Source organism: Ruegeria sp. YTSC003, assembly GCF_059609785.1.
On record NZ_JBXWMK010000005.1, the window covers coordinates 253,144 to 275,847 of the forward strand.

23 protein-coding genes are annotated in these 22,704 nt (G+C 58.6%); 18 read left to right on the forward strand and 5 right to left on the reverse strand.

The features are described from left to right. Positions 1 to 56: 56 nt before the first annotated feature. The 3 genes from AC2FFH_RS12220 to fsa form a co-directional block, all read right to left on the reverse strand. Complete coding sequence (locus AC2FFH_RS12220; RefSeq protein ID WP_496844490.1) at positions 57 to 977, reverse strand: tyrosine recombinase XerC; 921 nt, start codon at positions 975 to 977, stop codon at positions 57 to 59. Further along, on the reverse strand, positions 974 to 1,681 hold the full coding sequence (locus AC2FFH_RS12225) for a DUF484 family protein (protein ID WP_058273210.1): 708 nt from the start codon (positions 1,679 to 1,681) through the stop codon (positions 974 to 976). The genes AC2FFH_RS12220 and AC2FFH_RS12225 overlap by 4 nt, the downstream gene beginning before the upstream one ends. A gap of 194 nt (positions 1,682 to 1,875) precedes the next feature. Next, entirely contained in the window at positions 1,876 to 2,529 is a 654-nt protein-coding gene (gene fsa / locus AC2FFH_RS12230; protein ID WP_496767066.1) for a fructose-6-phosphate aldolase, read from the reverse strand. 90 nt (positions 2,530 to 2,619) lie between these two features. Here fsa and AC2FFH_RS12235 point away from each other — a divergent pair, with 90 nt between their 5' ends. From AC2FFH_RS12235 to AC2FFH_RS12250, 4 genes are all read left to right on the forward strand, one after another. Beyond that, positions 2,620 to 4,815 (forward strand): primosomal protein N', encoded by a 2,196-nt coding sequence (locus tag AC2FFH_RS12235; protein ID WP_496767065.1) that lies wholly within the window; start codon positions 2,620 to 2,622, stop codon positions 4,813 to 4,815. A 79-nt stretch (positions 4,816 to 4,894) separates the two neighbouring features. Further along, positions 4,895 to 6,127, forward strand: coding sequence for an MFS transporter (locus AC2FFH_RS12240; protein ID WP_496767064.1), 1,233 nt, complete (start codon positions 4,895 to 4,897; stop codon positions 6,125 to 6,127). 66 nt (positions 6,128 to 6,193) lie between these two features. Beyond that, entirely contained in the window at positions 6,194 to 7,066 is an 873-nt protein-coding gene (locus AC2FFH_RS12245; RefSeq protein ID WP_496767063.1) for a 50S ribosomal protein L11 methyltransferase, read from the forward strand. Positions 7,067 to 7,169: 103 nt separating this feature from the next. Further along, positions 7,170 to 7,514: a hypothetical protein gene (locus AC2FFH_RS12250; protein ID WP_109312601.1), complete on the forward strand. Its 345-nt coding sequence runs from the start codon at positions 7,170 to 7,172 to the stop codon at positions 7,512 to 7,514. A 100-nt stretch (positions 7,515 to 7,614) separates the two neighbouring features. Here AC2FFH_RS12250 and AC2FFH_RS12255 read toward each other — a convergent pair whose 3' ends face one another. Continuing rightward, entirely contained in the window at positions 7,615 to 7,827 is a 213-nt protein-coding gene (locus AC2FFH_RS12255; RefSeq protein ID WP_496767062.1) for a DUF1127 domain-containing protein, read from the reverse strand. 334 nt (positions 7,828 to 8,161) lie between these two features. Here AC2FFH_RS12255 and ruvC point away from each other — a divergent pair, with 334 nt between their 5' ends. The 4 genes from ruvC to AC2FFH_RS12275 all read left to right on the forward strand — a co-directional run bounded on the left by ruvC (position 8,162) and on the right by AC2FFH_RS12275 (position 11,044). Next, the gene (gene ruvC, locus AC2FFH_RS12260) at positions 8,162 to 8,659 is read left to right on the forward strand and encodes a crossover junction endodeoxyribonuclease RuvC (RefSeq protein ID WP_058273216.1); all 498 of its coding nucleotides are present in this window, start codon (positions 8,162 to 8,164) and stop codon (positions 8,657 to 8,659) included. Further along, positions 8,656 to 9,333, forward strand: a complete 678-nt coding sequence (gene ruvA / locus AC2FFH_RS12265; RefSeq protein ID WP_496740205.1) for a Holliday junction branch migration protein RuvA — start codon at positions 8,656 to 8,658, stop codon at positions 9,331 to 9,333. Before ruvC ends, ruvA begins: the two co-directional genes overlap by 4 nt. Before the next feature lie 4 nt (positions 9,334 to 9,337). Then, on the forward strand, positions 9,338 to 10,357 hold the full coding sequence (ruvB, locus tag AC2FFH_RS12270) for a Holliday junction branch migration DNA helicase RuvB (protein ID WP_109312604.1): 1,020 nt from the start codon (positions 9,338 to 9,340) through the stop codon (positions 10,355 to 10,357). Positions 10,358 to 10,420: 63 nt separating this feature from the next. Further along, a complete protein-coding gene (locus tag AC2FFH_RS12275) occupies positions 10,421 to 11,044 on the forward strand; it encodes a hypothetical protein (protein WP_496844491.1) in 624 nt (207 codons plus the stop codon). Positions 11,045 to 11,060: 16 nt separating this feature from the next. Here the strand turns inward: AC2FFH_RS12275 and AC2FFH_RS12280 are convergent, their stop codons facing one another. Next, on the reverse strand, positions 11,061 to 12,767 hold the full coding sequence (locus tag AC2FFH_RS12280; protein WP_496844492.1) for a SulP family inorganic anion transporter: 1,707 nt from the start codon (positions 12,765 to 12,767) through the stop codon (positions 11,061 to 11,063). Between the two features lie 190 nt (positions 12,768 to 12,957). Between AC2FFH_RS12280 and ybgC the strand changes: the two genes are divergently transcribed. The 10 genes from ybgC (at position 12,958) to AC2FFH_RS12330 (ending at position 22,435) form a co-directional block, all read left to right on the forward strand. Beyond that, positions 12,958 to 13,365, forward strand: a complete 408-nt coding sequence (gene ybgC / locus AC2FFH_RS12285) for a tol-pal system-associated acyl-CoA thioesterase (protein WP_058273220.1) — start codon at positions 12,958 to 12,960, stop codon at positions 13,363 to 13,365. A gap of 112 nt (positions 13,366 to 13,477) precedes the next feature. Beyond that, positions 13,478 to 14,173 (forward strand): protein TolQ, encoded by a 696-nt coding sequence (tolQ, locus tag AC2FFH_RS12290; protein ID WP_058273221.1) that lies wholly within the window; start codon positions 13,478 to 13,480, stop codon positions 14,171 to 14,173. Position 14,174: 1 nt separating this feature from the next. Further along, positions 14,175 to 14,651 carry a protein TolR gene (gene tolR / locus AC2FFH_RS12295; protein ID WP_109312607.1) on the forward strand — a complete coding sequence of 159 codons (477 nt, stop codon included), beginning with the start codon at positions 14,175 to 14,177 and terminating at the stop codon, positions 14,649 to 14,651. Between the two features lie 9 nt (positions 14,652 to 14,660). Further along, a complete protein-coding gene (gene tolA, locus AC2FFH_RS12300) occupies positions 14,661 to 15,761 on the forward strand; it encodes a cell envelope integrity protein TolA (protein ID WP_496767059.1) in 1,101 nt (366 codons plus the stop codon). Then, entirely contained in the window at positions 15,758 to 17,077 is a 1,320-nt protein-coding gene (gene tolB, locus AC2FFH_RS12305) for a Tol-Pal system beta propeller repeat protein TolB (protein ID WP_496767058.1), read from the forward strand. The genes tolA and tolB overlap by 4 nt, the downstream gene beginning before the upstream one ends. An 89-nt stretch (positions 17,078 to 17,166) precedes the next feature. Beyond that, positions 17,167 to 17,670: a peptidoglycan-associated lipoprotein Pal gene (gene pal / locus AC2FFH_RS12310; RefSeq protein ID WP_496726873.1), complete on the forward strand. Its 504-nt coding sequence runs from the start codon at positions 17,167 to 17,169 to the stop codon at positions 17,668 to 17,670. Between the two features lie 4 nt (positions 17,671 to 17,674). Beyond that, positions 17,675 to 18,508, forward strand: coding sequence for a tol-pal system protein YbgF (gene ybgF / locus AC2FFH_RS12315; protein ID WP_496726874.1), 834 nt, complete (start codon positions 17,675 to 17,677; stop codon positions 18,506 to 18,508). Then, positions 18,505 to 19,758 carry a tRNA lysidine(34) synthetase TilS gene (tilS, locus tag AC2FFH_RS12320; RefSeq protein WP_496844493.1) on the forward strand — a complete coding sequence of 418 codons (1,254 nt, stop codon included), beginning with the start codon at positions 18,505 to 18,507 and terminating at the stop codon, positions 19,756 to 19,758. Before ybgF ends, tilS begins: the two co-directional genes overlap by 4 nt. 76 nt (positions 19,759 to 19,834) lie before the next feature. Next, a complete protein-coding gene (gene ftsH / locus AC2FFH_RS12325) occupies positions 19,835 to 21,751 on the forward strand; it encodes an ATP-dependent zinc metalloprotease FtsH (RefSeq protein WP_496844494.1) in 1,917 nt (638 codons plus the stop codon). A 108-nt stretch (positions 21,752 to 21,859) separates the two neighbouring features. Then, positions 21,860 to 22,435 (forward strand): MOSC domain-containing protein, encoded by a 576-nt coding sequence (locus AC2FFH_RS12330; protein ID WP_496844495.1) that lies wholly within the window; start codon positions 21,860 to 21,862, stop codon positions 22,433 to 22,435. Positions 22,436 to 22,704 lie beyond the last annotated feature (269 nt).

Here is a 22,704-nt window from a genome sequence, read left to right on the forward strand (position 1 = left end):
ATGCAAACTAAAAGCCGGGTAAGGGTACAGCCCAGGCGTTATCGTGGGACCTGCGATCAGGCCTTGGGGTGCGCGCGGTTGTAGACTTCCATCAATCGGGCCGTATCTACGGCCGTATAGGCCTGCGTGGTGGAAAGCGAGGCATGGCCCAACAATTCCTGAATGGCGCGCAGATCGCCCCCTGCGGACAGCAGGTGGGTGGCAAAACTGTGCCTTAAAGCGTGCGGCGTGGCGGTTGCGGGCAGACCAAGCTGCATGCGCGCCTTGGCCATCACGCCCTGAATTGCACGGGGATTGAGCGCACCGCCCCGCGCCCCACGGAACAAAGCCTTTTCCTGGGATTGTGGATGCGGGCAAAGCTGCAGGTAACGGTCAACGGCGGTGCGGGCGGCCGGAATCACCGGAACGATGCGTTCTTTTCCGCCCTTTCCCACAATACGCAAGCTACCCGGCACAGGTGCGTCGCTTCCTGTCAAAGACAGCGCCTCAGAGATGCGTAAACCGCAGCCATAGAGCAATGTGACGACAGCAACATCGCGCGCCGAGATCCAGTCGTTTGACGACTGAAGTTCGACCGTGTCGATCATCGCGCGGGCCGCATCTTCGGCCAGCGGGCGGGGGAGTTTTTGAGTAAACTTTGGCGCGCGTGTGGACAGAACGGCGGTGGGTTCGAACCCTTCGCGTTCAGCCAGCCATCGGTAGAAGCTTTTGACCGCCGACAGCTTGCGCGCTAAGGATCGCGCGCCAACACCTGCGCTGCGCTGATCGGCCATCCAGGCGCGCATGTCGGACACGGTGATGCGGGCCAGCGCTGCCAATCCCTGCCGTTCACTGTGGTGTAGTGTCATGAAAGACAGGAAGTCGGTGACATCACCACGATAGGCGGCTTGGGTGTTTTCCGATCGCCCTGCCAGCGCGCTCAGGCTGTCCAGCCAGTACTGTAACGCGTCGCGGCAGGCAGGTGAGATCAGGCTCACGACAACCAGTGGCGCATCGAGCGTTCGAATACGCCAGCGAAGAACGACAGAAGATCAGTGCCCAGCTGCGGCGAGAAGTGGTTGCGGTCCCTTGCGCTCATCACGATCATGCCGGGCAACCGACCCTCGCCCAGATCCAACCGCAGGCAAGCCTCGGACCGCAGGTGATCTGCGTTGGGTCCAAAAATCCTGTGCGTCGGGTGGAGGATCTCGCGCAGAACCACGTCGCGAGCGGGGCCGCCGCGGTCGAAGGTCAGGTAATTGTCCACGAAACCGGGTTCGACTACGGACAAAACACCGCCCAGAGTGTCGATGGCGGGGTCTTCCTGTGTGGCTGTGGATTCCAGAATCAGCTTGATACGATCAACGCGCAAGATTTCGACCACATCCGAGCCGAGCGTGCGCAGGAAATCTTCGAATTCGGCCGGTTCCAGCATGCGGATAACGGCACGATGCACCTGATTTGTGCCTGCAAGGTTTTCATATGCTGCGGCGATAACGGACCGGTGGGTGTCTTCCAGCCTGTCCAGCCGTTCCTCGAGCCGTTGCATGGCGATGCCGCGCAGGTCGATGACGTTGTCCCCGCGCGCCTGTTCGTTGGCTGTCACAAGTGCCTGCATCAGGTCCTTGTCGTCCAGCACGGCGTCTGGTTTAGCCAGAATCGCGGCGCGCAAGTTGTCCTGGAGTTTGGTGTTGCTGCTCATGTCCCGCTCGGTCTTTTTTTGTTGAGGGGCTTATAACATGAGTTATGGCGGTTTCCTTGGAAAAAATGCATTGGCGGTGCATTTCATTCCCACTGTGACCTACGGCTCCCGCCTGCGAAACCTTGATCAAAGATCAAGGCTTGGCAGTTGTGCCGGGCGCGGCACCTGACGGTGCCGCGCGGTCGCGCAAAGAGTCAGAGGATTTTCTGACCTGTCTTGGCCCAGTCGGCCAGGAAGGTTTCCAGACCTTTGTCCGTCAACGGGTGATCGGCCAGTTTCTTGATCACGGCAGGCGGTGCGGTGATCACGTCAGCACCGATGCGGGCGCTGTCGGTCACGTGGTTCACGGTGCGGATTGAAGCGGCCAGAATTTCGGTTTCAAAACCGAAATTGTCATAGACCTGACGGATATCCGCGATCAGATCCATGCCATCAAGGTTGATGTCATCCAGGCGACCGATGAAGGGCGAGATGAAGGTTGCGCCCGCCTTTGCGGCCAAAAGCGCCTGGTTGGTCGAGAAGCAGAGTGTGACGTTGACCATCTGGCCTTCGTCGCTGAGCGTCTTGCAGGTTTTCAGACCGGCCCATGTCAGCGGAACTTTCACGGCGATATTCGGCGCGATCTTGGCCAGCTTGCGGCCCTCGGCGATCATGTCGTCTGCTTCGGTGGCCACAACTTCGGCTGAAACCGGGCCGTCGACCAGATCACAGATTTCCTTGGTCACTTCCAGAATGTCACGACCTGATTTCAGGATCAGCGAGGGGTTGGTGGTCACGCCGTCCACCATGCCCAGATCGTTCAGTTCGGCAATGGCGTCGATCTCGGCTGTGTCTACGAAGAATTTCATGCGGGCAGTCCTTTGATGGGTTGGCCTTGGTCGCGGATGGCTTTACCTCAAAGAGACCCATGCTGGAACCCCCGAGCCCAAGGATATGCGTTGAGCACTCAGGAGTATTTCGACCACGGAGAGCTGGTTGCGGTTCTGACCGCACAACCGCTGGACCGGACGCTGGATTACAAGGCGCCCGAGGGGGGCTGTTTTCTGGGGGCGTTCGTAGAGGTTCCGCTGGGGCCGCGCAAAGTACTGGGTGTCGTCTGGGGGCCGGGACAGGGCGGGTTCGACCTGAACAAGGCGCGATCCGTGATCCGGGTGCTTGAGGTCGCGCCGATGCGCGAAGAAATGCGGCTGTTTCTGGGGAAGGTTGCCGATTACACCCTGACACCGATGTCCGCGATGTTGCGGCTGGCAACCCGAGCGCCGGGTTTGGGTGATCCGCCGTCGATGCGTAAGGTTTATCGGTTGGGTAATGGCGAGCCGGACCGGATGACCGACGCACGCACCCGTGTGCTGGAGGTACTCCGCAACTATGGCGGGCTGGCGTTCACCCTGAAAGAACTCGCCGAACAGGCCGGAGTGACGTCTTCGGTCGTCAAAGGGTTGGTCAAGCAGGGCGCTGTACGGGAAGAAGATAGCCCGCGCGATTTGCCCTATCCGCATCTGGATCCGGATTTGCCGGGCAAAGCGTTGACCGACGATCAGGCGGCGGCGGTTGAGAAGTTGCAGAAGGGCCAGCGGTCTGGGGAATATGGAACCACGCTGCTTAAGGGCGTGACGGGTTCGGGCAAGACCGAGGTGTATCTGGAGGCGGTCGCAGAGGCGCTGCGGATGGGCCGACAAGCCTTGGTTCTGCTGCCCGAGATCGCTCTGACAGCGGAATTCCTGACGCGGGTTGAGGCGCGGTTCGGTGCACGCCCAGCCGAGTGGCATTCCGGCGCGACCATGACCGAACGCCGCCGGGTCTGGCGGATGGTCGGGCAGGGGGATGCGCAAATGGTAATTGGCGCGCGCTCAGCGTTGTTCCTGCCATTCCGTAACCTTGGCCTGGTGGTGGTCGATGAGGAACACGACACCTCGTACAAACAAGAGGACGGCGTGCATTACAGCGCGCGGGACATGGCTGTTCTGCGGTCCGCCATTTGTGGCGGGCGGGTGATTCTGGCCAGCGCAACACCTTCGCTGGAAAGCTGGGCCAACGCCGAGGCGGGAAAGTACGAACGGGTTGATCTGACCTCGCGGTTTGGGGCGGCGGTGTTGCCGGAGATGAAGCCCATCGACATGCGGGCCGAACAGATGCAACCGGGGACATGGATTTCTCCGTTTTTGCGGCAGGCGGTGATGCAGCGGATCGAGAAGGGCGAGCAATCGCTGCTGTTCATCAACCGCCGTGGGTATGCGCCGGTGACCCTGTGCCGCGCTTGCGGGGAACAGATTGCCTGTGATCACTGTGACGCCCGAATGGTCGAGCACCGGTTTCTGAAACGGCTGATGTGTCACCAATGCGGTGAGACCAAGCCGATGCCCGAGGAATGTCCCTCATGCGGCGTCGAGGGCAAGTTGGCCCCGGTCGGCCCGGGGATCGAGCGGCTGGCCGAGGAGGCTGAGGCGACGTTTCCCGATGCCAAGATCGCGATGCTGAGTTCCGATTTGTTTGGCTCGGCCCGCGCCCTGAAAGCCAAGATCGAAGAGATTGCCGAGGGCGATGCCGATATCGTCATCGGTACGCAGCTGGTCGCGAAGGGGCACAACTTTCCCAATCTGACTTTGGTCGGGGTAATCGATGCCGACCTTAGTCTGCACGGGGCGGACCTGCGCGCCGCTGAGCGGACATTCCAGTTGATGCGGCAAGTCGCAGGTCGGGCAGGCCGGGCGGACAAGCCAGGGCAGGCCCTGTTGCAGACATTCCAGCCCGAGCATCCTGTAATCCGCGCTATTCTTTCAGGTGACGAAGAAGGATTTTGGAAGGCCGAGGCCGCCGGACGGCAGGCAGCAGGTGTGCCGCCATACGGCCGTATGGCCGGGATCGTCCTGTCCGGACCTGAGGTTGGACCAGTTTTTGATATTGGAAATGCAATGGCCCGAAACGATGCGCCACTGCGTGATATCGGGGCACAGGTATTTGGCCCGGCACCGGCGCCTATTGCGAGGATTCGCGGCAGACACCGCGTGCGATTGCTGGTCAAGGCACCCAAGGGCGCACCGATTCAGGACGCGATAGCACGCTGGATCGCACCCTTGCGCCTGAAGGGTGACCTGCGTTTGACCGTGGATATCGATCCGCAGAGTTTCTACTGACCTCTGCATCAGCGCAGATCGATTGTGCGCGCACTGCTTCGGCCTCGCCAAAATCTGAAAATGGGCGTAGAGGAGTCCCATGTTGAAACCGATGCCCCTGTCCGAGGCGCAGAGCCTTCCGTTCTGGCGCCGCCCTGTGACGCTCTTGTTCGTCATGGCGCTGACGATGCCGATTGCCTTCAACGCGTGGAGCGCGCTGTTGAACAATTTCGTCATTGAGGTGGCGAATTTTGACGGGGCCGACATTGGGTTACTGCACACTGTGCGGGAGATCCCTGGTTTTCTTGCTGTTGGCGTGATTGCGGTGATCATTTTCGTGCGTGAGCAGGTGCTGGCGATGATCTCGCTAATGATGTTGGGTGTGGCGACTGCGGTGACTGCATGGTTTCCCAGCCTCGGCGGGTTGTTGTTTGTTACGCTCTTCAGCTCGATCGGCTTTCACTACTACGAAACGGTGAACCAATCGCTGCAGCTGCAATGGCTGCCCATAGATCGCGCGCCGCAGGTTCTGGGGTGGCTGGTGGCCATGGGGTCTGCCGCGACTGCAGTGGTCTATGGCTTGATCGTTTTGACCTGGGACCGGTTTGATCTGTCCTACAACATTGTATTCATGGCCGCTGGTGGTGTGACTGCCCTGCTGGCGCTGTTCTGCCTGTTCGCATTTCCGCAATTCGATGCCCCAACTCCGCAGACCAAAAAACTGATCCTGCGTCGTCGGTACTGGCTGTATTACGCGCTACAGTTCATGGCCGGCGCGCGGCGGCAGATCTTTGTTGTCTTCGCGGGCTTCATGATGGTCGAGAAGTTCGGGTTTGAAGTTCACGAATTGACCAGCCTCTATCTGATCAATCTGGTGATCAACATGGCGGCGGCCCCGATGTTGGGCAAGGCCGTATCGATGTTTGGCGAACGCCGCACGCTGGTCTTCGAATACACCGGCTTGGCGATCGTTTTTGCGGCCTATGGTGGTATCTACTGGTTTGGTTGGGGCGTGGTACTGGCTGCAACCCTATATGTGATCGACCATGTTCTGTTCGCTTTGGCGCTTGCTCTGAAGACCTACTTTCAGAAAATCGCCGATCCTGCAGATATCGCACCGACGGCGGCTGTGGCGTTCACGATCAATCATATCGCCGCTGTGTTCCTTCCTGCGCTTCTGGGCCTGCTGTGGGTCATCTCACCTGGTGCAGTCTTTACACTGGCCGCTGCGATGGCGATGATCTCGTTGGGATTGTCCTTACTGATCCCGCGCCACCCGGAACCGGGCAATGAAACGATCTTGTCGAAATACGCGCCGGCACCTGCCGAATAAGCGCCAATGCTTGACCTTGGCGGGCCATCGCCATAGGCGCTGTGTCAATTGATACAGGAGGCCCTCATGCCCACATTCACTGCGCTGACTACACTGACCGGTAAAAAAGCTGCCGAAGGGCTGGGCGAAGCGATGGAGCGTCTGGATCCGGAACCAACCGGCGTTGGTGTATTCGAAGTCGAGGATGGTTCGGGACTTTGGGAAGTTGGTGGGTATTTCACCGAAACTCCGGACGAAACCGCTTTGGCCGTCTTGGCCGCCGCGTTTGAGGCCAAGCCGTTTGTTGTGTCAGAATTGCCCGATACCGATTGGGTGGCCCATGTGCGCCGGGAACTGGCACCGGTCGATGCTGGACGGTTCTTTGTTTATGGCAGCCACGACGCTGACAAACTGCCTGAGGGACGCATCCCGCTACTGATCGAGGCCGCAATGGCCTTTGGCACTGGCCATCACGGCACCACTTTGGGATGCCTAAAGGCGCTGGACCATCTTCTGAGCCAAGGGTTCACGGCGACCAAAGTGGCCGATATCGGCTGTGGCACTGCCGTGCTGGCCATGGCGGCAGCGCGGGTCTGGGAAGGTGAGATCATCGCCAGCGATATCGACGAAGTGGCTGTTGATGTCGCCGAGGCCAACCTGAAGGCCAATGGAATGGCAGGCAAGGTCCGTTGCGTGGAAGCGGCGGGCTTTGACCATCCCGATCTGGGCGCGATCGCACCTTACGATCTGATTTTCGCAAATATCCTCAAGGGGCCACTGGTTGCTCTGGCCCCCGAAATCGCAGCGAATCTGCGCGTCGGTGGATACGCAATTTTATCTGGAATCCTTAACGAACAAGCCGATGATGTGGTTTCTGTTTATGTACAAAACGGTTTCAATTTAGAGAAAAATGACCAAATTGGTGAGTGGACGACGCTAATATTAAGCAAACAGGGCTAAATTTGGGCCATTTACTGGAGCTTTCTGGAGTTTTGCCTCGATTTTGTCGCATTCTGTTTCTACCGTCTTAACGTGGAATCGGGGGGCGGTTTTGGAGGCTGCCATGACGGGAAAACAACTAGAATTTGATCAGCGCGTAAATCGCCTGAGCAAGAAACACGCAAAACTAAGCCGTGGCTATCGCGCGACGATGCGCAAGGACGGGTTGGTTGTGATGAAACCGCAGAGGGTGAAGTCAGCTTTACCCCTTAAGGTTCTACTGATGTGTCTGCTTGGGTTGTTTGCATTCAAGACCTTCTTGCTCACCAGCCTTGGGCCTTCGGGCTATCAATACAGGGTTGACGCATTGAACGAGGGCACCTCGGTTGAACAAGCCGGTGCCTGGGTGATGCAAATCGACCCGGTATCGCTGATGCTTTCGGAACAGCTGGCACGGCTGCTGCCCTGACGTCCGGCCAAAGAATCGGAAACGCCGCGCATTCTGCATGCGCGGCGTTCTGCTTTGCCCCCGAGGGAGGGAAGGGACATATGAGTGGGTGTGTTAAATCTTAACGACGACCATCGGCCACGACGTCAATATCGCCACGGCACAGTCCGATATCTTCCAGCTCGCGATCTGTCAGACCGCTCAGCGTGTTACGAGTAACGCGGGCGTCATTCCATTCGACAGCGGCGTTCACGACCGATGCGAAATATGCGCCGATACGGCCGACGAGGCCGAATGAGCCGATGGTGGTGCGGGTGGTGTCCAGTGCAGCCATATCCTGTTTCCTTCTGGTTTAAGTTTACGTTTTGATCGTTCGATCTGAGCGGCATCTAGTGCCGCCAAATCGGCTGTGCAAGTGCGGAAATTGCAACTGTCCTATGCGTTTTTTGCAGAGCTCAAGATTCATTAGAACCCCTTAATTTATTGGCCATTTTTGCTTCATGAAACGTGTCGATTTCAGACTTTTGACTGTCGCAAACTGGCCGTTTTGTCGCCTGTGAAACAGGTCTGTCGTTTTTGCGCTCTCTGTCAATTCGCTTGGAAAATGTTCACGCTTCGTGCTAATCCGTAAAAAAGATCACAAAAACTCGAGCAGGCCGAGGCGAAATATGCGGATTTTGGGCATTGATCCGGGGCTTAGGACCCTGGGATGGGGCGTCATCGAATCGCATGGCAGCCGCTTGAGCCACGTCGCCAACGGACTGTGCAAGTCTGACGGGGACGATTTGGGCGAGCGCTTGCTGTCTCTCTACAATCAAATCGTCGAAGTCATTGCAGAACATCAGCCCGATCAGGCGGCCATCGAACAGACCTTCGTCAACAAGGATGGGGCTGGTACGCTGAAGCTGGGTCAGGCGCGTGGTGTGGCGTTGTTGACGCTGGCGCAAGCAGGGCTGCCCGTGGGGGAATACGCGCCCAACCGGGTTAAGAAAACGGTTGTGGGCGTTGGGCATGCCGAGAAAGAGCAGGTTCTTCATATGGTCAAATTGCAACTGCCGGGCTGTAAGCCCAAAGGGGCGGATGCCGCGGATGCGCTGGCGATTGCCATCTGTCATTCATATTACGGCGCAGCGCCGCAGGCGCGCGTGAAAGAGGTGCGGGCATGATCGGGAAACTGACCGGACGATTGGACTATCGCGCAGTGGATCACGTGTTGATCGACGTGCGTGGGGTTGGATACCTCGTTTACTGCTCGGACCGGACCATGGCCGCGCTGCCGGGCGTTGGCGAGGCTGTCTCGATTTACACCGATATGGTGGTGCGCGAGGACCTGATGCAGCTTTTTGGGTTTTTGTCCCTTGTCGAAAAGGAATGGCATCGCCTGCTGTGTTCGGTTCAGGGCGTTGGGGCCAAGGTCTCGCTCGCCATTCTGTCCGCGTTGGGTCCGGATGGGGTCAGCCGGGCCATTGCGCTTGGGGATTGGGGTGCCGTCAAAGCGGCGAAAGGCGTGGGCCCAAAGACGGCACAGCGGATCGTGCTGGATCTAAAAGACAAAGCGCCGGGTGTGATGGCGATGGGTGGGACCGTGACCGAAGCGATGGACGGCCCCGGATTGGAAGTCGTTGAGTTGTCTGAACCAGCACCAGTGCCCAAACAGGTGGCAAAACCCGCCTCGGGGTCTGCCGCAGCTTCGGCGGGGGCACTGTCAGCTCTTGGCAATTTGGGGTACGGACCGTCTGAGGCGGCCTCGGCTGTGGCTGAAGCGGCCGCCAGTCTGCCGGAAGCAGGCGAAGCTGAATTGATCCGGGCGGCGCTTAAGTTGCTGGCACCGAAAGGGTAACTGAATGGTAGACGCCGATCCCACATTGCGCCCCGATCCCTTGCCCGAGGATAACGACCGCGCCCTGCGTCCGCAGGGGCTGGACGAATTCATCGGTCAGGCCGAGGCGCGGGCCAATCTGCGCATCTTTATCCAATCCGCGCGTATGCGGAGCGAGGCGATGGATCACACGCTGTTTCATGGCCCTCCGGGTCTGGGTAAAACAACGCTGGCGCAAATCATGGCGCGCGAGTTGGGGGTGAATTTCCGCATGACCTCGGGGCCGGTTCTGGCCAAGGCGGGTGATCTGGCGGCGATCCTGACCAATCTGGAATCCCGCGATGTGCTGTTCATCGACGAAATCCACCGTCTGAACCCGGCCGTCGAAGAGGTTCTGTATCCGGCGATGGAGGATTTCGAGCTGGATCTGGTGATCGGCGAAGGCCCGGCAGCGCGGACTGTGCGGATTGAGCTGCAGCCGTTTACTTTGGTCGGAGCAACGACGCGGATGGGCTTGCTGACCACCCCATTGCGCGACCGATTTGGCATTCCGACGCGGTTGCAGTTCTACACAGTGGACGAGTTGCACGAGATCGTTACGCGCAATGCCCGCAAACTGGGCGCGCCTGCTGATGATGCGGGCGCCAGAGAAATTGCGCGCCGATCGCGCGGGACCCCGCGGATCGCGGGGCGATTGCTGCGACGGGTGGTGGATTTCGCCATCGTCGAGGGCGATGGACGTATCACCCTGGATCTGGCGGATGGCGCGCTGACGCGGTTGGGTGTGGATAATCTGGGCTTGGATGGTGCCGACCGGCGATACCTCAAGCTCATCGCTGAGAACTATGCCGGTGGTCCGGTCGGGATTGAGACCCTGTCGGCTGCGTTGTCGGAAAGTCGCGATTCGCTGGAGGACGTGATCGAGCCCTATTTGTTGCAGCAAGGTCTAATCCAGCGCACGCCACGCGGTCGGATGTTGGCGCAGAAGGCTTGGACGCATCTGGGAATGGCGGCACCAAAGGGCCAGAGCGATCTGTTTGGTTGAAGCTGAGGCCTTTAGATTTTATGCCTTCGGCAAGAGTACTTTCGAAAAGATGAAGGATTGGGCGTGACCCCCGAAGACATTCAGTCGTTGTTCACCCGTGAAAACGGAGAGTTTCTGTTCGCGCGTTGGGGTCGGCCCATCGTGCCTATCGTCTTTGGGGTCGAGGATGAAACCCTGAACACCGTCAAGGGCGCGTTTGAGGCCGTGGTTAGCCTGGCCGATCATAAGATGGCCGAAACGGATCCGGAACTTGGTGCGAACTGCATGGTGTTCTTTTTCCGCGACTGGAAGGAGCTGCTAGAAGTTCCAGATCTGGATCGGTTGGTTCCCGATCTTGCCCCGCTGGTGGACCGGCTGATCGCGGCGGATGCAAATCAGTATCGGGTGTTCCGCTTTGAAGAGGACGGTGCGATTCGAGCCGCGTTTGTTTTCCTGCGCATGGACAAAGAGCTGTCCAAGATTCCGGCCGAGACACTGGCGCTCAGCCAGGTGGTGCAGACCATTTTGCTGTGGTCGGACACTGCGTTTAGAACGCAATCGCCGCTGGCGGTCGCCGAGGGGGTGACAGTCCTGCGCCCCGATATCGCCGGGCTGATCCGGGCAGCCTATGATCCGGTTTTGCCGAGGGCAGCGCAGGACCCGGCGCACGGCCTGCGATTGTTTGCACGGATGCAGCAGTCGCAGTGATTTAAGCTGAGATCATCTACGATTTGGATGTGTTGCGGTGTTGAAAAGCGCTTAACAAGTCGCTTCCCGTGTCAAAAAATGCGTCGTCGCCCACCAAATCGGTCACGCCGTACCTGTCCAACTCTGACCGGACATGCGGTTCGATCAGGAGGAATACCAGCCGGATGTTCTTTGCCTGCAGGAGCTTGAGGACATTGCGCAGCGTGTAGCCCGCGGTGAAGTCGATGTCATCGATGGCCGAGGCTTCGATGCAGAACCAACGTACTTTGTTATCTGATTCATGGGTGATTGTCGCGATCTCATCCGAAAGCCGCTGTGCATTCGCGTAGTAAAGGCTGTGCGAGAAGCGATAGATGACGAGCCCGGGTTCGAATTGGTTTGGCACGGAAATGGGTTTTGAATGCCAACCACCGTCTTTGGTTTTGACGATCACTGAATTTTTGGGGCGGTAGCCGCGGCGGGTATGGTCGATCAATGACAGCACCATCGCAAAGATGATGCCTTGTTCGACCCCAACGATGACGACAACCGCAGCCGTGGCGACTGCAATCCAGAATTCTGATCGGGCTTGCCTGTAAATTGCAATCAGGCCTTTCAGGTCGATCATTTTCAGGCCGATCAGGAACACGACTGCAGACAGTGCCGCATTCGGCAGGTAGGCCAGTGGGCCGGTCAGGAACAGTATGACCACCAAGACGATCAAGGCGGTCGTCAGTTGTGCCACCTGACTGCGGCCACCGGCGCTGGCCACCATCTCGGTTTTTGTCGGGCTGCCATTTACAACGAATGTGCCCGTGAAGGCTGCCCCAAGATTGGCCAGGCCCAGCCCGACAAGGTCAGTGTTCTCGCTGAACTTCTCTTCGTAACGCGCCGCATAGGCCCGCGAAGTTGCGGCGCTTTGGGCCAAGATCACAACGAAGATGGACAGCGCGGTTGGCAGCAATTGTTTGAACAGGGTCCAGCTCCAATCCACGTTCGGGACAGAGAGCGCAGGCAAGCCGCTGGGGACCGAGCCCAGTACCGCGATGCCGGATGCGGCGAATTGGAACGCCCAACTGCATAGGATTACCCCAAGTATGGCGAATAACGGGCCGGGTAGTTTCGGTGACAGCTGCCGGCATCCGACGACGATCAGCAGAACTGCCGCCGCTACCGCCAATGTGGGCCAGCTTGTCTGGTCGATGTTCTGAATGGTTGCCTGAAGCTTGGCGATGGTCCCGTGACCGTCGCTTTCGATCCCTAACAGTCCGGGGATTTCACCGGTTGCGACCTGAATGCCCACGCCTGTCAAGAACCCGACAAGAACTGTTCGGGATAGGAAATCAGCCAGAAACCCCAAGCCGATGAGGCGTGCGGCAATCAGAAGAACAGCAGCCATCAGCGCCAACAGGGACGCCAACGCCAGATACTCGGACGAACCCGACGCTGCCATGCCAGCCAGAGCCGAAGCCGTAATCGCCGCCGTGGCAGAATCCGCCCCCACCACAAGATGACGGGACGAACCGAACAGCGCGAACAGCGCCATTGGGATAAGGATAGTGTACAATCCCGTCACAACCGGCGTGCCTGCGATTTTGGTGAAGCCCATGACCTCGGGGATCGCGAGGCAGGCAAAGGTCAGGCCTGCCAAAATTTCCGCAGGCAAGGTCGCGCGTTTGAACGGCAAGATGCCCTGAAGGACTGGAAGAAAGAACATCCTCTCTTCTTTTGGTCCTTTAGTCATTGAAACTCCTGTCGGATTCACTTGGTATGTATGAAAGCCTAGAGGGCAAATCTTCGAATTTCGATAGCGGACTTGGGAAGGTGGGAACTTTGTCCCCGCAAGGGATTGCAGGAACCGCGGCAACCATGCATCTGTTTCAGAGCAGGATTTGCCCCGCGCGTTACATATTTGAGAGACCGGACCTGATATCATGGCCAATGAAGCTGATGCGCCCCACAAGCATATCTTTCCGATCCGGGTCTACTATGAAGACACCGATATGGGCGGGGTCGTATACCACGCGAACTACCTCAAATTTATCGAACGCGCGCGATCTGACTATGTGCGCCGTCTGGGCAACGATCAGAACGCGATGCGCGATGGTGGGATCGTCTGGGTCGTGCGCCGGATCGAGGCCGATTACGTCGCGCCCGCGAAGTTCGATGATGAGTTGATCGTTGAAACTTGGTTGTCGTCAATCTCTGGTGTGCGGCTGACCATGGGTCAGTTGGTCAAGAGGGGGGAGACCGAGATCTTCCGCGCCTCGGTGACTGCTGTTTGCATGAACGCGCAGGGCAAGCCGGTCCGCCTTCCGGCAGAGATTCGCGCATTAATGTAACAATTTGTCGGTCAGGGGTGGTTATGTTGGCTTTTCATAACCAACTGCGATAGCGTTTGGCAAAACAAGGCCAAACGAACGGCCGTCAGGCAAAAAAACAAAGAGCAGGTTCATGGAAGCTGAAACGCTGGCGCTGGCGCAGGAGATCGATTTCTCCATGTGGGGGCTGTATGCCCGCGCGACCTTTGTCGTCAAACTGGTGATGTTGATGCTGATCGCTGCATCCATCTGGTCTTGGGCGATTATCATTCAGAAATTGATCAACTACCGCGCCGCCCGTCGCGAAGCGCAGGTGTTTGACGAGGCCTTTTGGTCCGGCAACCCGCTGGATGAGTTGTTCGAACATATCGGATCGCAGCCCGACGGCAGTTCCGAGAAGATTTTCGCCGCTGGAATGATCGAATGGCGCAGGTCGCACCGAACGGATGGCGGGCTGATTGCGGGGGCCACTGCGCGGATTGACCGTTCGATGGATGTCGCGATCGCCAAAGAGTCCGAGACACTGCAAAAAGGATTGCCGATTTTGGCGACGGTGGGCTCGACCGCGCCGTTTATTGGCCTGTTCGGGACCGTTTGGGGCATCATGAACGCGTTTATCGAAATTGCCGAGCAGCAAAACACCAACCTGGCCGTTGTGGCACCCGGCATTGCCGAGGCGCTTTTGGCCACGGGCCTGGGTCTGTTGGCTGCCATCCCGGCGGTGATTTTCTACAACAAGCTCAGTTCTGATAGTGACCGGATCGTGGGTGGCTACGAGGCTTTTGCCGACGAGTTCGCCACCATCCTGTCGCGTCAGTTGGACAGCTAAAATGGGTGCGGCGGTTCAGCAGAACGGAGGCGGGAACGGGCGCAGACGCGGCCGTCGACGCGGTCGAGCGCAGCCGATGGCCGAGATCAACGTGACTCCATTTGTAGACGTTATGCTGGTGTTGCTGATTATCTTTATGGTGGCGGCACCGCTGTTGACTGTCGGCGTGCCGGTGGACCTGCCCAAAACCGCGGCAAGCGCCTTGCCGGGCGATAACGAAGAGCCGCTGACAGTCACGATGACTGCAGAAGGGCGCGTTCAGATTCAAACCACGGATGTGGCGCGCGAAGAGTTGATCGGCAAGCTGCGCGCCATTGCGGCAGAACGCAGCAGCGACCGGGTGTTCCTGCGGGCGGATGGTGCAATTCCATACGCGCAGGTGATGCAGGTTATGGGTGCGCTGAATGCAGGTGGGTTTTCCAATGTGGGGCTGGTGACCGACACCGGCGGCCCCGCGCTGGACGATGGTGGAGAGTGAGGCCGCGCGGTGGATACCGGCACCAAGATCTCGGCAATTGCCCATGTCAGTTTGATTTCGTGGGCTCTGTTTGGCGGCACCTTTCGGTCCGAACCATTGCCTATGCCCGTGCAGGATATCTCGGTGATCTCGGCTGAACAGTTCGCAGCAATGACGGCTCAAAGTGAGGCGCCTGAGCTGCCTACGCCAACTGCCCTGCAACAGCCCGATGCGCCCGAACAGGAAATCCCCACCCCTGAACCGGTGGAGCAGGAACCTCCGACACCTGAAGTGTCTGAGCCAAATGAACCAGAGCCAGAGCTGGAACCGGAACCGCTGGCCCCCCCACCCGAACCGGTCGTGATCGAACAGCCCCCCGAATTGGCCCCCCCAGAACCCGAGGCCGTCGTTTTGCCCGCCCCGCCAGGGCCCGAGGCACAGCCGCGGCCTGCGGATAAAGTAGCGCCTGAACCTGTTGCACCGCCGCCGCCTGAAGCCGCGCCAGATGATATTGAATCCCCGGCTGTATCGCTGGACGAGGGAGCTGAAACTCAGCAAGAACAGCAGGATCAAACGGCACCCGAAGAGGCCACGGATGAAATCGTGACCGAGGCGGAAGAAGCCAAGGAATATGCGCCGCGCAGCTCTCCGCGCCCGCTGGTGCGACCGAACCGGCCGACGCCGCCGGCGCAGCCCGAAGTGGCCGAGACCGAAGAACCGACCGAACCAGAGCCCGCGCCAAGTGATGAAACCGCGATCAACGACGCACTGGCCGAGGCGCTGGGGCAGAGCAGCGAACCGTCTGGTCCACCCCTGACTGCGGGTGAGAAGGATGCTATGCGACTGGCTGTGTCGAAGTGCTGGAACGTTGGTTCCCTGTCCACGGACGCACTGCAAACGGTCGTTGTGGTCGGGTTCTCGCTGACACCGGATGGCAAGGTGCTCGGCGGTAGCCTGAGCATGTTGGATAGTTCCGGCGGTACCGATGCGTCTGCAAGACAAGCTTATGAGGCCGCCCGGCGAGCGATTTTGCGCTGCGGGGCCAAAGGATACACCCTGCCTGCTGACAAATACGAACAATGGCGGGATATTGAGATTACATTCAATCCCGAGAGGATGCGGATCAAATGATGAGATTTCTGACCAGCCTGTTGCTTGGCCTGACAATTTTGGCGGCGCCTGTGTATGCACAAAGCGGACCGCTGCGTCTTGAGCTGGATCAGGGGATTATCGAACCCTTGCCTTTTGCGGTGCCGAATTTCGTGCCCGACGGGCCAGCGGCCACACAATACGCAAACGACATATCGCGCGTCGTGGCGGCGGACCTGACGGGAACCGGACTGTTCCGAGAGATTTCTTCTGACGCATTCATCAGCCGGGTCAGCAGTTTCGAAGCCCCTGTGCAATTTGCCGATTGGAAGGCCATCAATGCTGAGGCCTTGGTGACAGGGGCGGTCAATGTCTCGGGCAAACGCCTGACCGTGCGATTTCGCGTTTGGGACGTATTTTCGGGCCAGGAATTGGGCAATGGTCTGCAGTTTTCCGGCACTACAGATGGCTGGCGGCGCATGGCACACAAAGTGGCCGATCAGGTTTATACCCGAGTGACCGGCGAAAGCGGTTACTTTGACAGCCGCGTCGCGTTTGTGTCTGAAAGCGGTCCCAAGAACCAGCGTCTGAAGCGTCTGGCAATCATGGATTACGATGGCGCGAACGTTCAGTACCTGACCGACAGCGCCGCGATTGTTCTGGCCCCACGCTTTTCGCCTTCGGGAGATCGGCTGTTGTACACCAGCTATGAAACCGGTCAGCCGCGCATTTATGTTTTGGACGTTGATCGGGTCAAACGGACTGAATTGAAGACACAAGACGGCACCATGAGCTTTTCGCCGCGCTTTTCGCCGGATGGCCGCTCCATCGTCTATTCGCTGATTCAGGGCGGCAACACGGACCTTTGGAAAATGGATCTGGCCTCGGGCCAGAGCGTGCGCTTGACGAACACACCTGCCATTGAGACCGCGCCCAGCTATTCGCCGGACGGGTCGCAGATCGTGTTCGAAAGCGACCGCTCTGGCACACCTCAACTGTACATCATGCCCGCAAATGGCGGAGAGGCGACCCGCATCAGCTTTAAACAGGGGCGGTATGGTACACCGGTCTGGTCGCCGCGTGGTGACCTGATCGCCTTTACCAAACAGAACAAGGGTCGGTTCCATATCGGCGTCATGCGGACAGACGGCAGCGAGGAACGCCTGCTGACGTCGTCCTTCCTGGATGAGGGGCCAACATGGTCGCCGAATGGCCGCGTCATCATGTTCACCCGTGAATCGCAGGGCGCAAGCGGTCGGGCGACACTGTATTCGGTGGATATCTCGGGTCGGAACCTGCGCCCGGTACGTACACCGGATGGTGGCAGCGATCCATCCTGGGGCCCACTGCAGAAGTGATCGGGGCAGGGGGTTGGAAAAGTTCACAAATTTCCTGCACTGTGATAACAGAGACAGCAATAAAGCAATAAAACGACGAGGCACCTGAAATGAATGTATTGAGCAAAGTCATAGCATTGGGCGTGCTAAGTGTAATGGCCGCCTGTACCAACAACGATCCTTCGGCACTGGGCGGTGGCGCGGGCGGTAGTGGCTCGATCCTGCCGGGTTCGCCCAGCGACCCCCAGTCACCGGCCTATTTCCAGCAAACTGTTGGCGACCGCGTGTTGTTTGAGGTCGATCAGTCGACCCTGACCGGGCAGGCGCAGACGATATTGCAGGGACAGGCAGACTGGCTGCTGGCCAATACGGATTTCGTCGCCACGATCGAGGGTCACGCGGACGAACAGGGTACTCGCGAGTATAACCTCGCTCTGGGCGCGCGTCGCGCCAATGCGGCGCGTGAATACCTCATTTCACGTGGGGTCGCGGGCAACCGGTTGACCACCGTCAGTTTCGGAAAGGAACGCCCGATCGAGATTTGCAGCACCGAGGAATGCTATTCCAAAAACCGTCGTTCGGTGACGGTCCTGACCGGTTCAACTTTGGGGTAAGATGATGCGAATTGCAGGATGGGTTCTGGCTGCGGTCGTGGCGACTGCGGGCGTGGCAAGTGCACAGGATCAGCAAACCCTGGCGGATATCCGTCAGGAGCTTACTGTGCTGCACGTCGAGGTTCAGCGCCTCAAGCGCGAGTTTTCAACCACCGGATCTCCGGCACCCAATCTTGCTGGCAGTTCCGTTCTGGAACGTGTTGACGCCATTGAGGCTGAATTGCAGCGCCTGACCCGTCAGACCGAGCAGTTGAACCAACGTGTGCAGAACATTGTTACTGACGGAACCAACCGGATCGGCGATCTGGAATTCCGCTTGGTTGAGTTGGAAGGTGGCGATCTCAGCACGCTTGGCGAGACCTCGACCCTGGGTGGCGAAACCGAAATCACCGCTGCGGCACCGACAACACCTACTACCCCGACGGCACCGGCCCCGACGGATCAAGGTGAACTTGCCGTGGGTGAGCGCGCGGACTTTGATGCCGCATCACAGGCGCTGGCGGATGGCAACTATCAGACCGCAGCGGAGCAATTCGCCACATTCGAAACCTCGTATCCCGGCAGTCCGCTGGCCCCCGAAGCCAACTTGAAACGAGGGCGGGCGCTTGTTGGGATCGGTGACACGCGTGAGGCCGCGCGGGCCTTTCTGGCCAGCTTTACCGGCGATTCCGAAGGTGCATTCGCACCCGAGGCGCTGTTTGAGTTGGGCTCGGCGCTGGGGCGTCTAGGGCAGACCGATCAGGCTTGCATCACTCTGGGCGAGGTGGGCGTGCGGTTCCCGTCGTCGACCTCGGCCACGAATGCCACACAGGAAATGGCAAGCCTGGGCTGTTCTTGACAGAAAACGCTGAAGAACTGCGCGCCGGGATTCGGGCGCGTTTGCCGCGAACCCTTCCACCGCGCATGGGTGTGGCTGTCTCTGGCGGGGGCGATTCAATCGCCCTGCTTTTGCTGTTGAATGATATTGCCCAAAACGAGCAGGTTAAGTTGTTCGCGGCGACCGTTGACCACGGTTTGCGCCCCGAATCCCAAGCCGAAGCGCAGAAAGTAAGCGAGCTTGCCGCGCGTTTGGGTATCACGCATCAAACGTTGAAATGGACAGGGTGGGCCGGTCAGGGGAACCTTCAGGATCAGGCCAGACAGGCGCGTTATCGGCTGTTGACCGAATGGGCCACACGCAATGCGATCAGCGCGATTGCGTTAGGCCACACCGCGGATGATCAGGCCGAAACCTTCCTGATGCGGCTAGGCCGCGCAGCTGGTGTTACGGGTCTGTCGGGCATGCCGGTTGACCGGGTTTTGGATGGCGTGACGATGTTGCGGCCGATGCTTGGTATAACAAGGCAAGCATTGCGTGGCTATCTGTCTGGTGAGGGAGTTGGCTGGATCGAAGATCCCTCGAATCAGGACCTCCGGTTTGACCGGATCAAGGCACGGCAGGCCTTGTCTGACCTCAAGGATTTGGGGATCACGGCCAGTTCTTTGACCCGAGTCGCAGAAAACCTTGCGCAGGCGCGTGAGGCGTTGGAGCGTTTTACGCAGGAATCCGCCCGAAAAATCGCCGTGGTGGAAACCGGTGATGTATGCTTGGATCGCACCGCCTTTCAGTCTTTGCCTCAGGAAATCCAGCGCCGGCTTGTGATCGGCTGCATCGCATGGATTGCCGGAGCGGGGTATCCACCACGCCAAACGTCGGTGGATCAGGCTGTGAAGGCTGTTAAAGAGGGTATCGCTACGTCGGTCAATGGCTGTTTGTTTGTCCCAAAGGTCAATAAAACGTGGATTTGCAGAGAGCTAAACGCCGTTCAGGGCGAAATCGCGCGCCCCGGCGAGCCGTGGGACAAACGCTGGATTCTGTCAGGGCCTTCGACCGCTGGTGTACAAATCCGACCGTTAGGCGAGCAAGGCCTGCCTAGGGTTCCAGATTGGCGGGACTTGGGTAAACCACGTCAGGTCTTGTTGGCTTCACCCGCTGTTTGGCTGGGGGATGAACTGGTGTCAGCTCCAACCGCCAGATTGTTGAATGGATGGACGGCTGAATTGGCCCCCGGAACGCCCGAGTTTCATTCTTCTTTTTTATCGCATTGAACCTCCTTGAATCATCTCTATTTTATAGAGCAACCCGGCAGACCCCCATCTGCCGAAATCTTTTGGGAGACTTTCCTTGGGCAACGCTCGTAACATCGCCTTCTGGGTCGTTCTGTTTTTGCTGATCCTTGCACTGTTCAATTTGTTCAGCGGACCAGGCGGGACACTTCAGAGCAATGAAAGAACTTATTCTGATTTCGTAACGGCCGTTCAAGCCGACGAAGTCAAGAATGTGACTCTGGATGGCGAACAGATTCGCTATACCACGCAAAGCGGTGCCAGCTATGTCACCATCAAACCCGGCGATGCCGAGGTCACCAAACTGCTGATCGACGAGAACATTCCCGTTCGCGCCGAGAAACAGCAGCAATCCGGTTTCCAGTCGTTCCTGATCACGCTGCTGCCGTTCCTGCTGCTGATTGGTGTCTGGGTCTATTTCATGAACCGGATGCAGGGCGGTGGCAAAGGTGGCGCGATGGGCTTTGGCAAGTCTAAGGCCAAGATGCTGACCGAAAAGCATGGCCGCGTGACATTTGACGATGTCGCAGGCATTGACGAGGCCAAGGAAGAGCTGGAAGAGATCGTGGAATTCCTGCGCAACCCGCAGAAGTTCAGCCGTCTTGGCGGCAAGATCCCGAAAGGCGCGCTGCTGGTTGGCCCTCCGGGCACCGGTAAAACGCTGCTGGCCCGTGCGATTGCGGGTGAGGCGGGTGTTCCGTTCTTCACAATCTCAGGTTCTGACTTTGTTGAGATGTTCGTGGGTGTCGGTGCATCCCGTGTGCGTGACATGTTCGAACAGGCCAAAAAGAATGCGCCCTGTATTGTGTTCATCGATGAAATCGACGCCGTGGGGCGTCATCGTGGTGCCGGGTATGGCGGCGGGAACGACGAACGCGAACAGACGCTCAACCAGTTGCTGGTTGAGATGGACGGGTTCGAATCCAATGAGGGTGTGATCATTCTGGCGGCCACCAACCGTAAGGACGTTCTGGACCCTGCGCTGCTGCGCCCCGGCCGTTTTGACCGCAACGTGACCGTCGGCAACCCCGACATCAAAGGCCGCGAGAAGATCCTGGGTGTGCACGCGCGCAAGACACCTCTGGGTCCCGATGTCGACCTGCGCATCATCGCGCGTGGTACTCCGGGCTTCTCGGGCGCTGATCTGGCGAACCTCGTGAACGAGGCCGCATTGATGGCGGCGCGCGTTGGCCGTCGCTTTGTCACAATGGAAGACTTCGAGAACGCCAAGGACAAGGTGATGATGGGTGCCGAGCGCCGTTCGATGGTGCTGACGCAAGACCAAAAGGAAAAGACCGCCTATCACGAATCTGGTCACGCGGTCGTCGGACTGTCGCTGCCGCTGTGCGATCCGGTTTACAAGGCGACCATCATTCCGCGCGGTGGCGCGTTGGGTATGGTGGTGTCGTTGCCGGAAATGGACCGTCTGAACTATCACCGCGACGAATGCGAGCAAAAGCTGGCCATGACCATGGCAGGCAAAGCCGCCGAGGTGATCAAATACGGCGAAGATCACGTCTCGAACGGTCCCGCCGGTGACATCATGCAGGCCAGCCAGTTGGCGCGTGCCATGGTGATGCGCTGGGGTATGTCTGACAAAGTCGGTAACATTGATTATGCCGAGGCGCATGATGGCTATTCGGGCAACACTGCTGGCTTCTCGGTTTCAGCGCATACCAAAGAGCTGATCGAGGAAGAGGTGAAACGCCTGATCCAGCAGGGTTATGAGCGCGCGCACAAGATCCTGTCCGACAAGAACGAGGAATGGGAACGTCTGGCGCAAGGCTTGCTGGAATACGAAACCCTGACCGGGGATGAGATCAAGCGTGTCATGAATGGCGAATCGCCGACCGATGGTGATGACGAGGGTGACAAGCCGGATGAGGGCAGCGCGCCCAGCGTTACGGCCATTCCCAAGACCAAGGTCAAAAAGACCCCGCCCGACGGTGGGATGGAGCCGGAACCTTCGGCATAAAGAAATCAGACCCGGGCCAAGTCCCGGGTCTTTTCTTTTCAGCTTTTCAAATGGGCTGGTTTGACTTTTAGTACGATTTTGACGGCCCGCAGCCGAAGGGGATTTCAAATGCCGGTATTGCGAGAGACAGAATTCACGGGTGAAGTTGTTTGGCTGGGTCATGTGCCCGCGGGTGGCTCGATCCGGGCCAAAGCGGTCGATGCTTTGAAACTGGATTTCTCAGGAGACAAAGGCGAGCGGCACGAGGGTCTCAACCGGGCCTCATGTGTCAGGGTCAAGAATCTGTATCCGCAAGGCACTGAAATCCGCAACGTGCGCCAATTGTCTGTTCTGTCCGCCGAGGAAATGGACGCCACTGCTAAAGAGATGGGGCTGGATCGGCTGGACCCTTCGTTTCTGGGCGTCAGCATCCTGTTGCGCGGCATTCCGGACTTTACATACCTTCCGCCATCCTCGCGTTTGCAGGTCCGCGACGGTGTCACGATAACCGTGGATATGGAAAACCGCCCCTGTGTCATTCCCGGGCGTGAGATCGAAGCCGATCAACCCGGGTACGGGGCGTCCTTCAAGCCTGCGGCAAAGGGCCGAAGGGGTGTGACTGCGTGGGTGGAACGACCCGGACAGCTGCTGTTGGGGGACCAGATGAGCCTGTTCGTGCCAGATCAGCGGGCTTGGGCGCCCTAAGCGTCAAGCGTTTTTGATTTGAAACCGGTGAAATGACGCTACGCCGTTTCATGGCTTGAATATGTCGGAATCTCTATCCATCGGGATTGTACACAACGGTATGGATTGACCAGCACCGGCCCAGCTGCGCCGGTTAGCAGGGAATTCAACCGGGGGTTTTGCCCAATGAGCTATAAATCGGACATTGAAATCGCGCGCGAGGCGCAGAAGAAGCCTATTCAGGAAATCGGCGCTAAGATTGGCATCGATTCTGCTGATCTGCTGCCCTA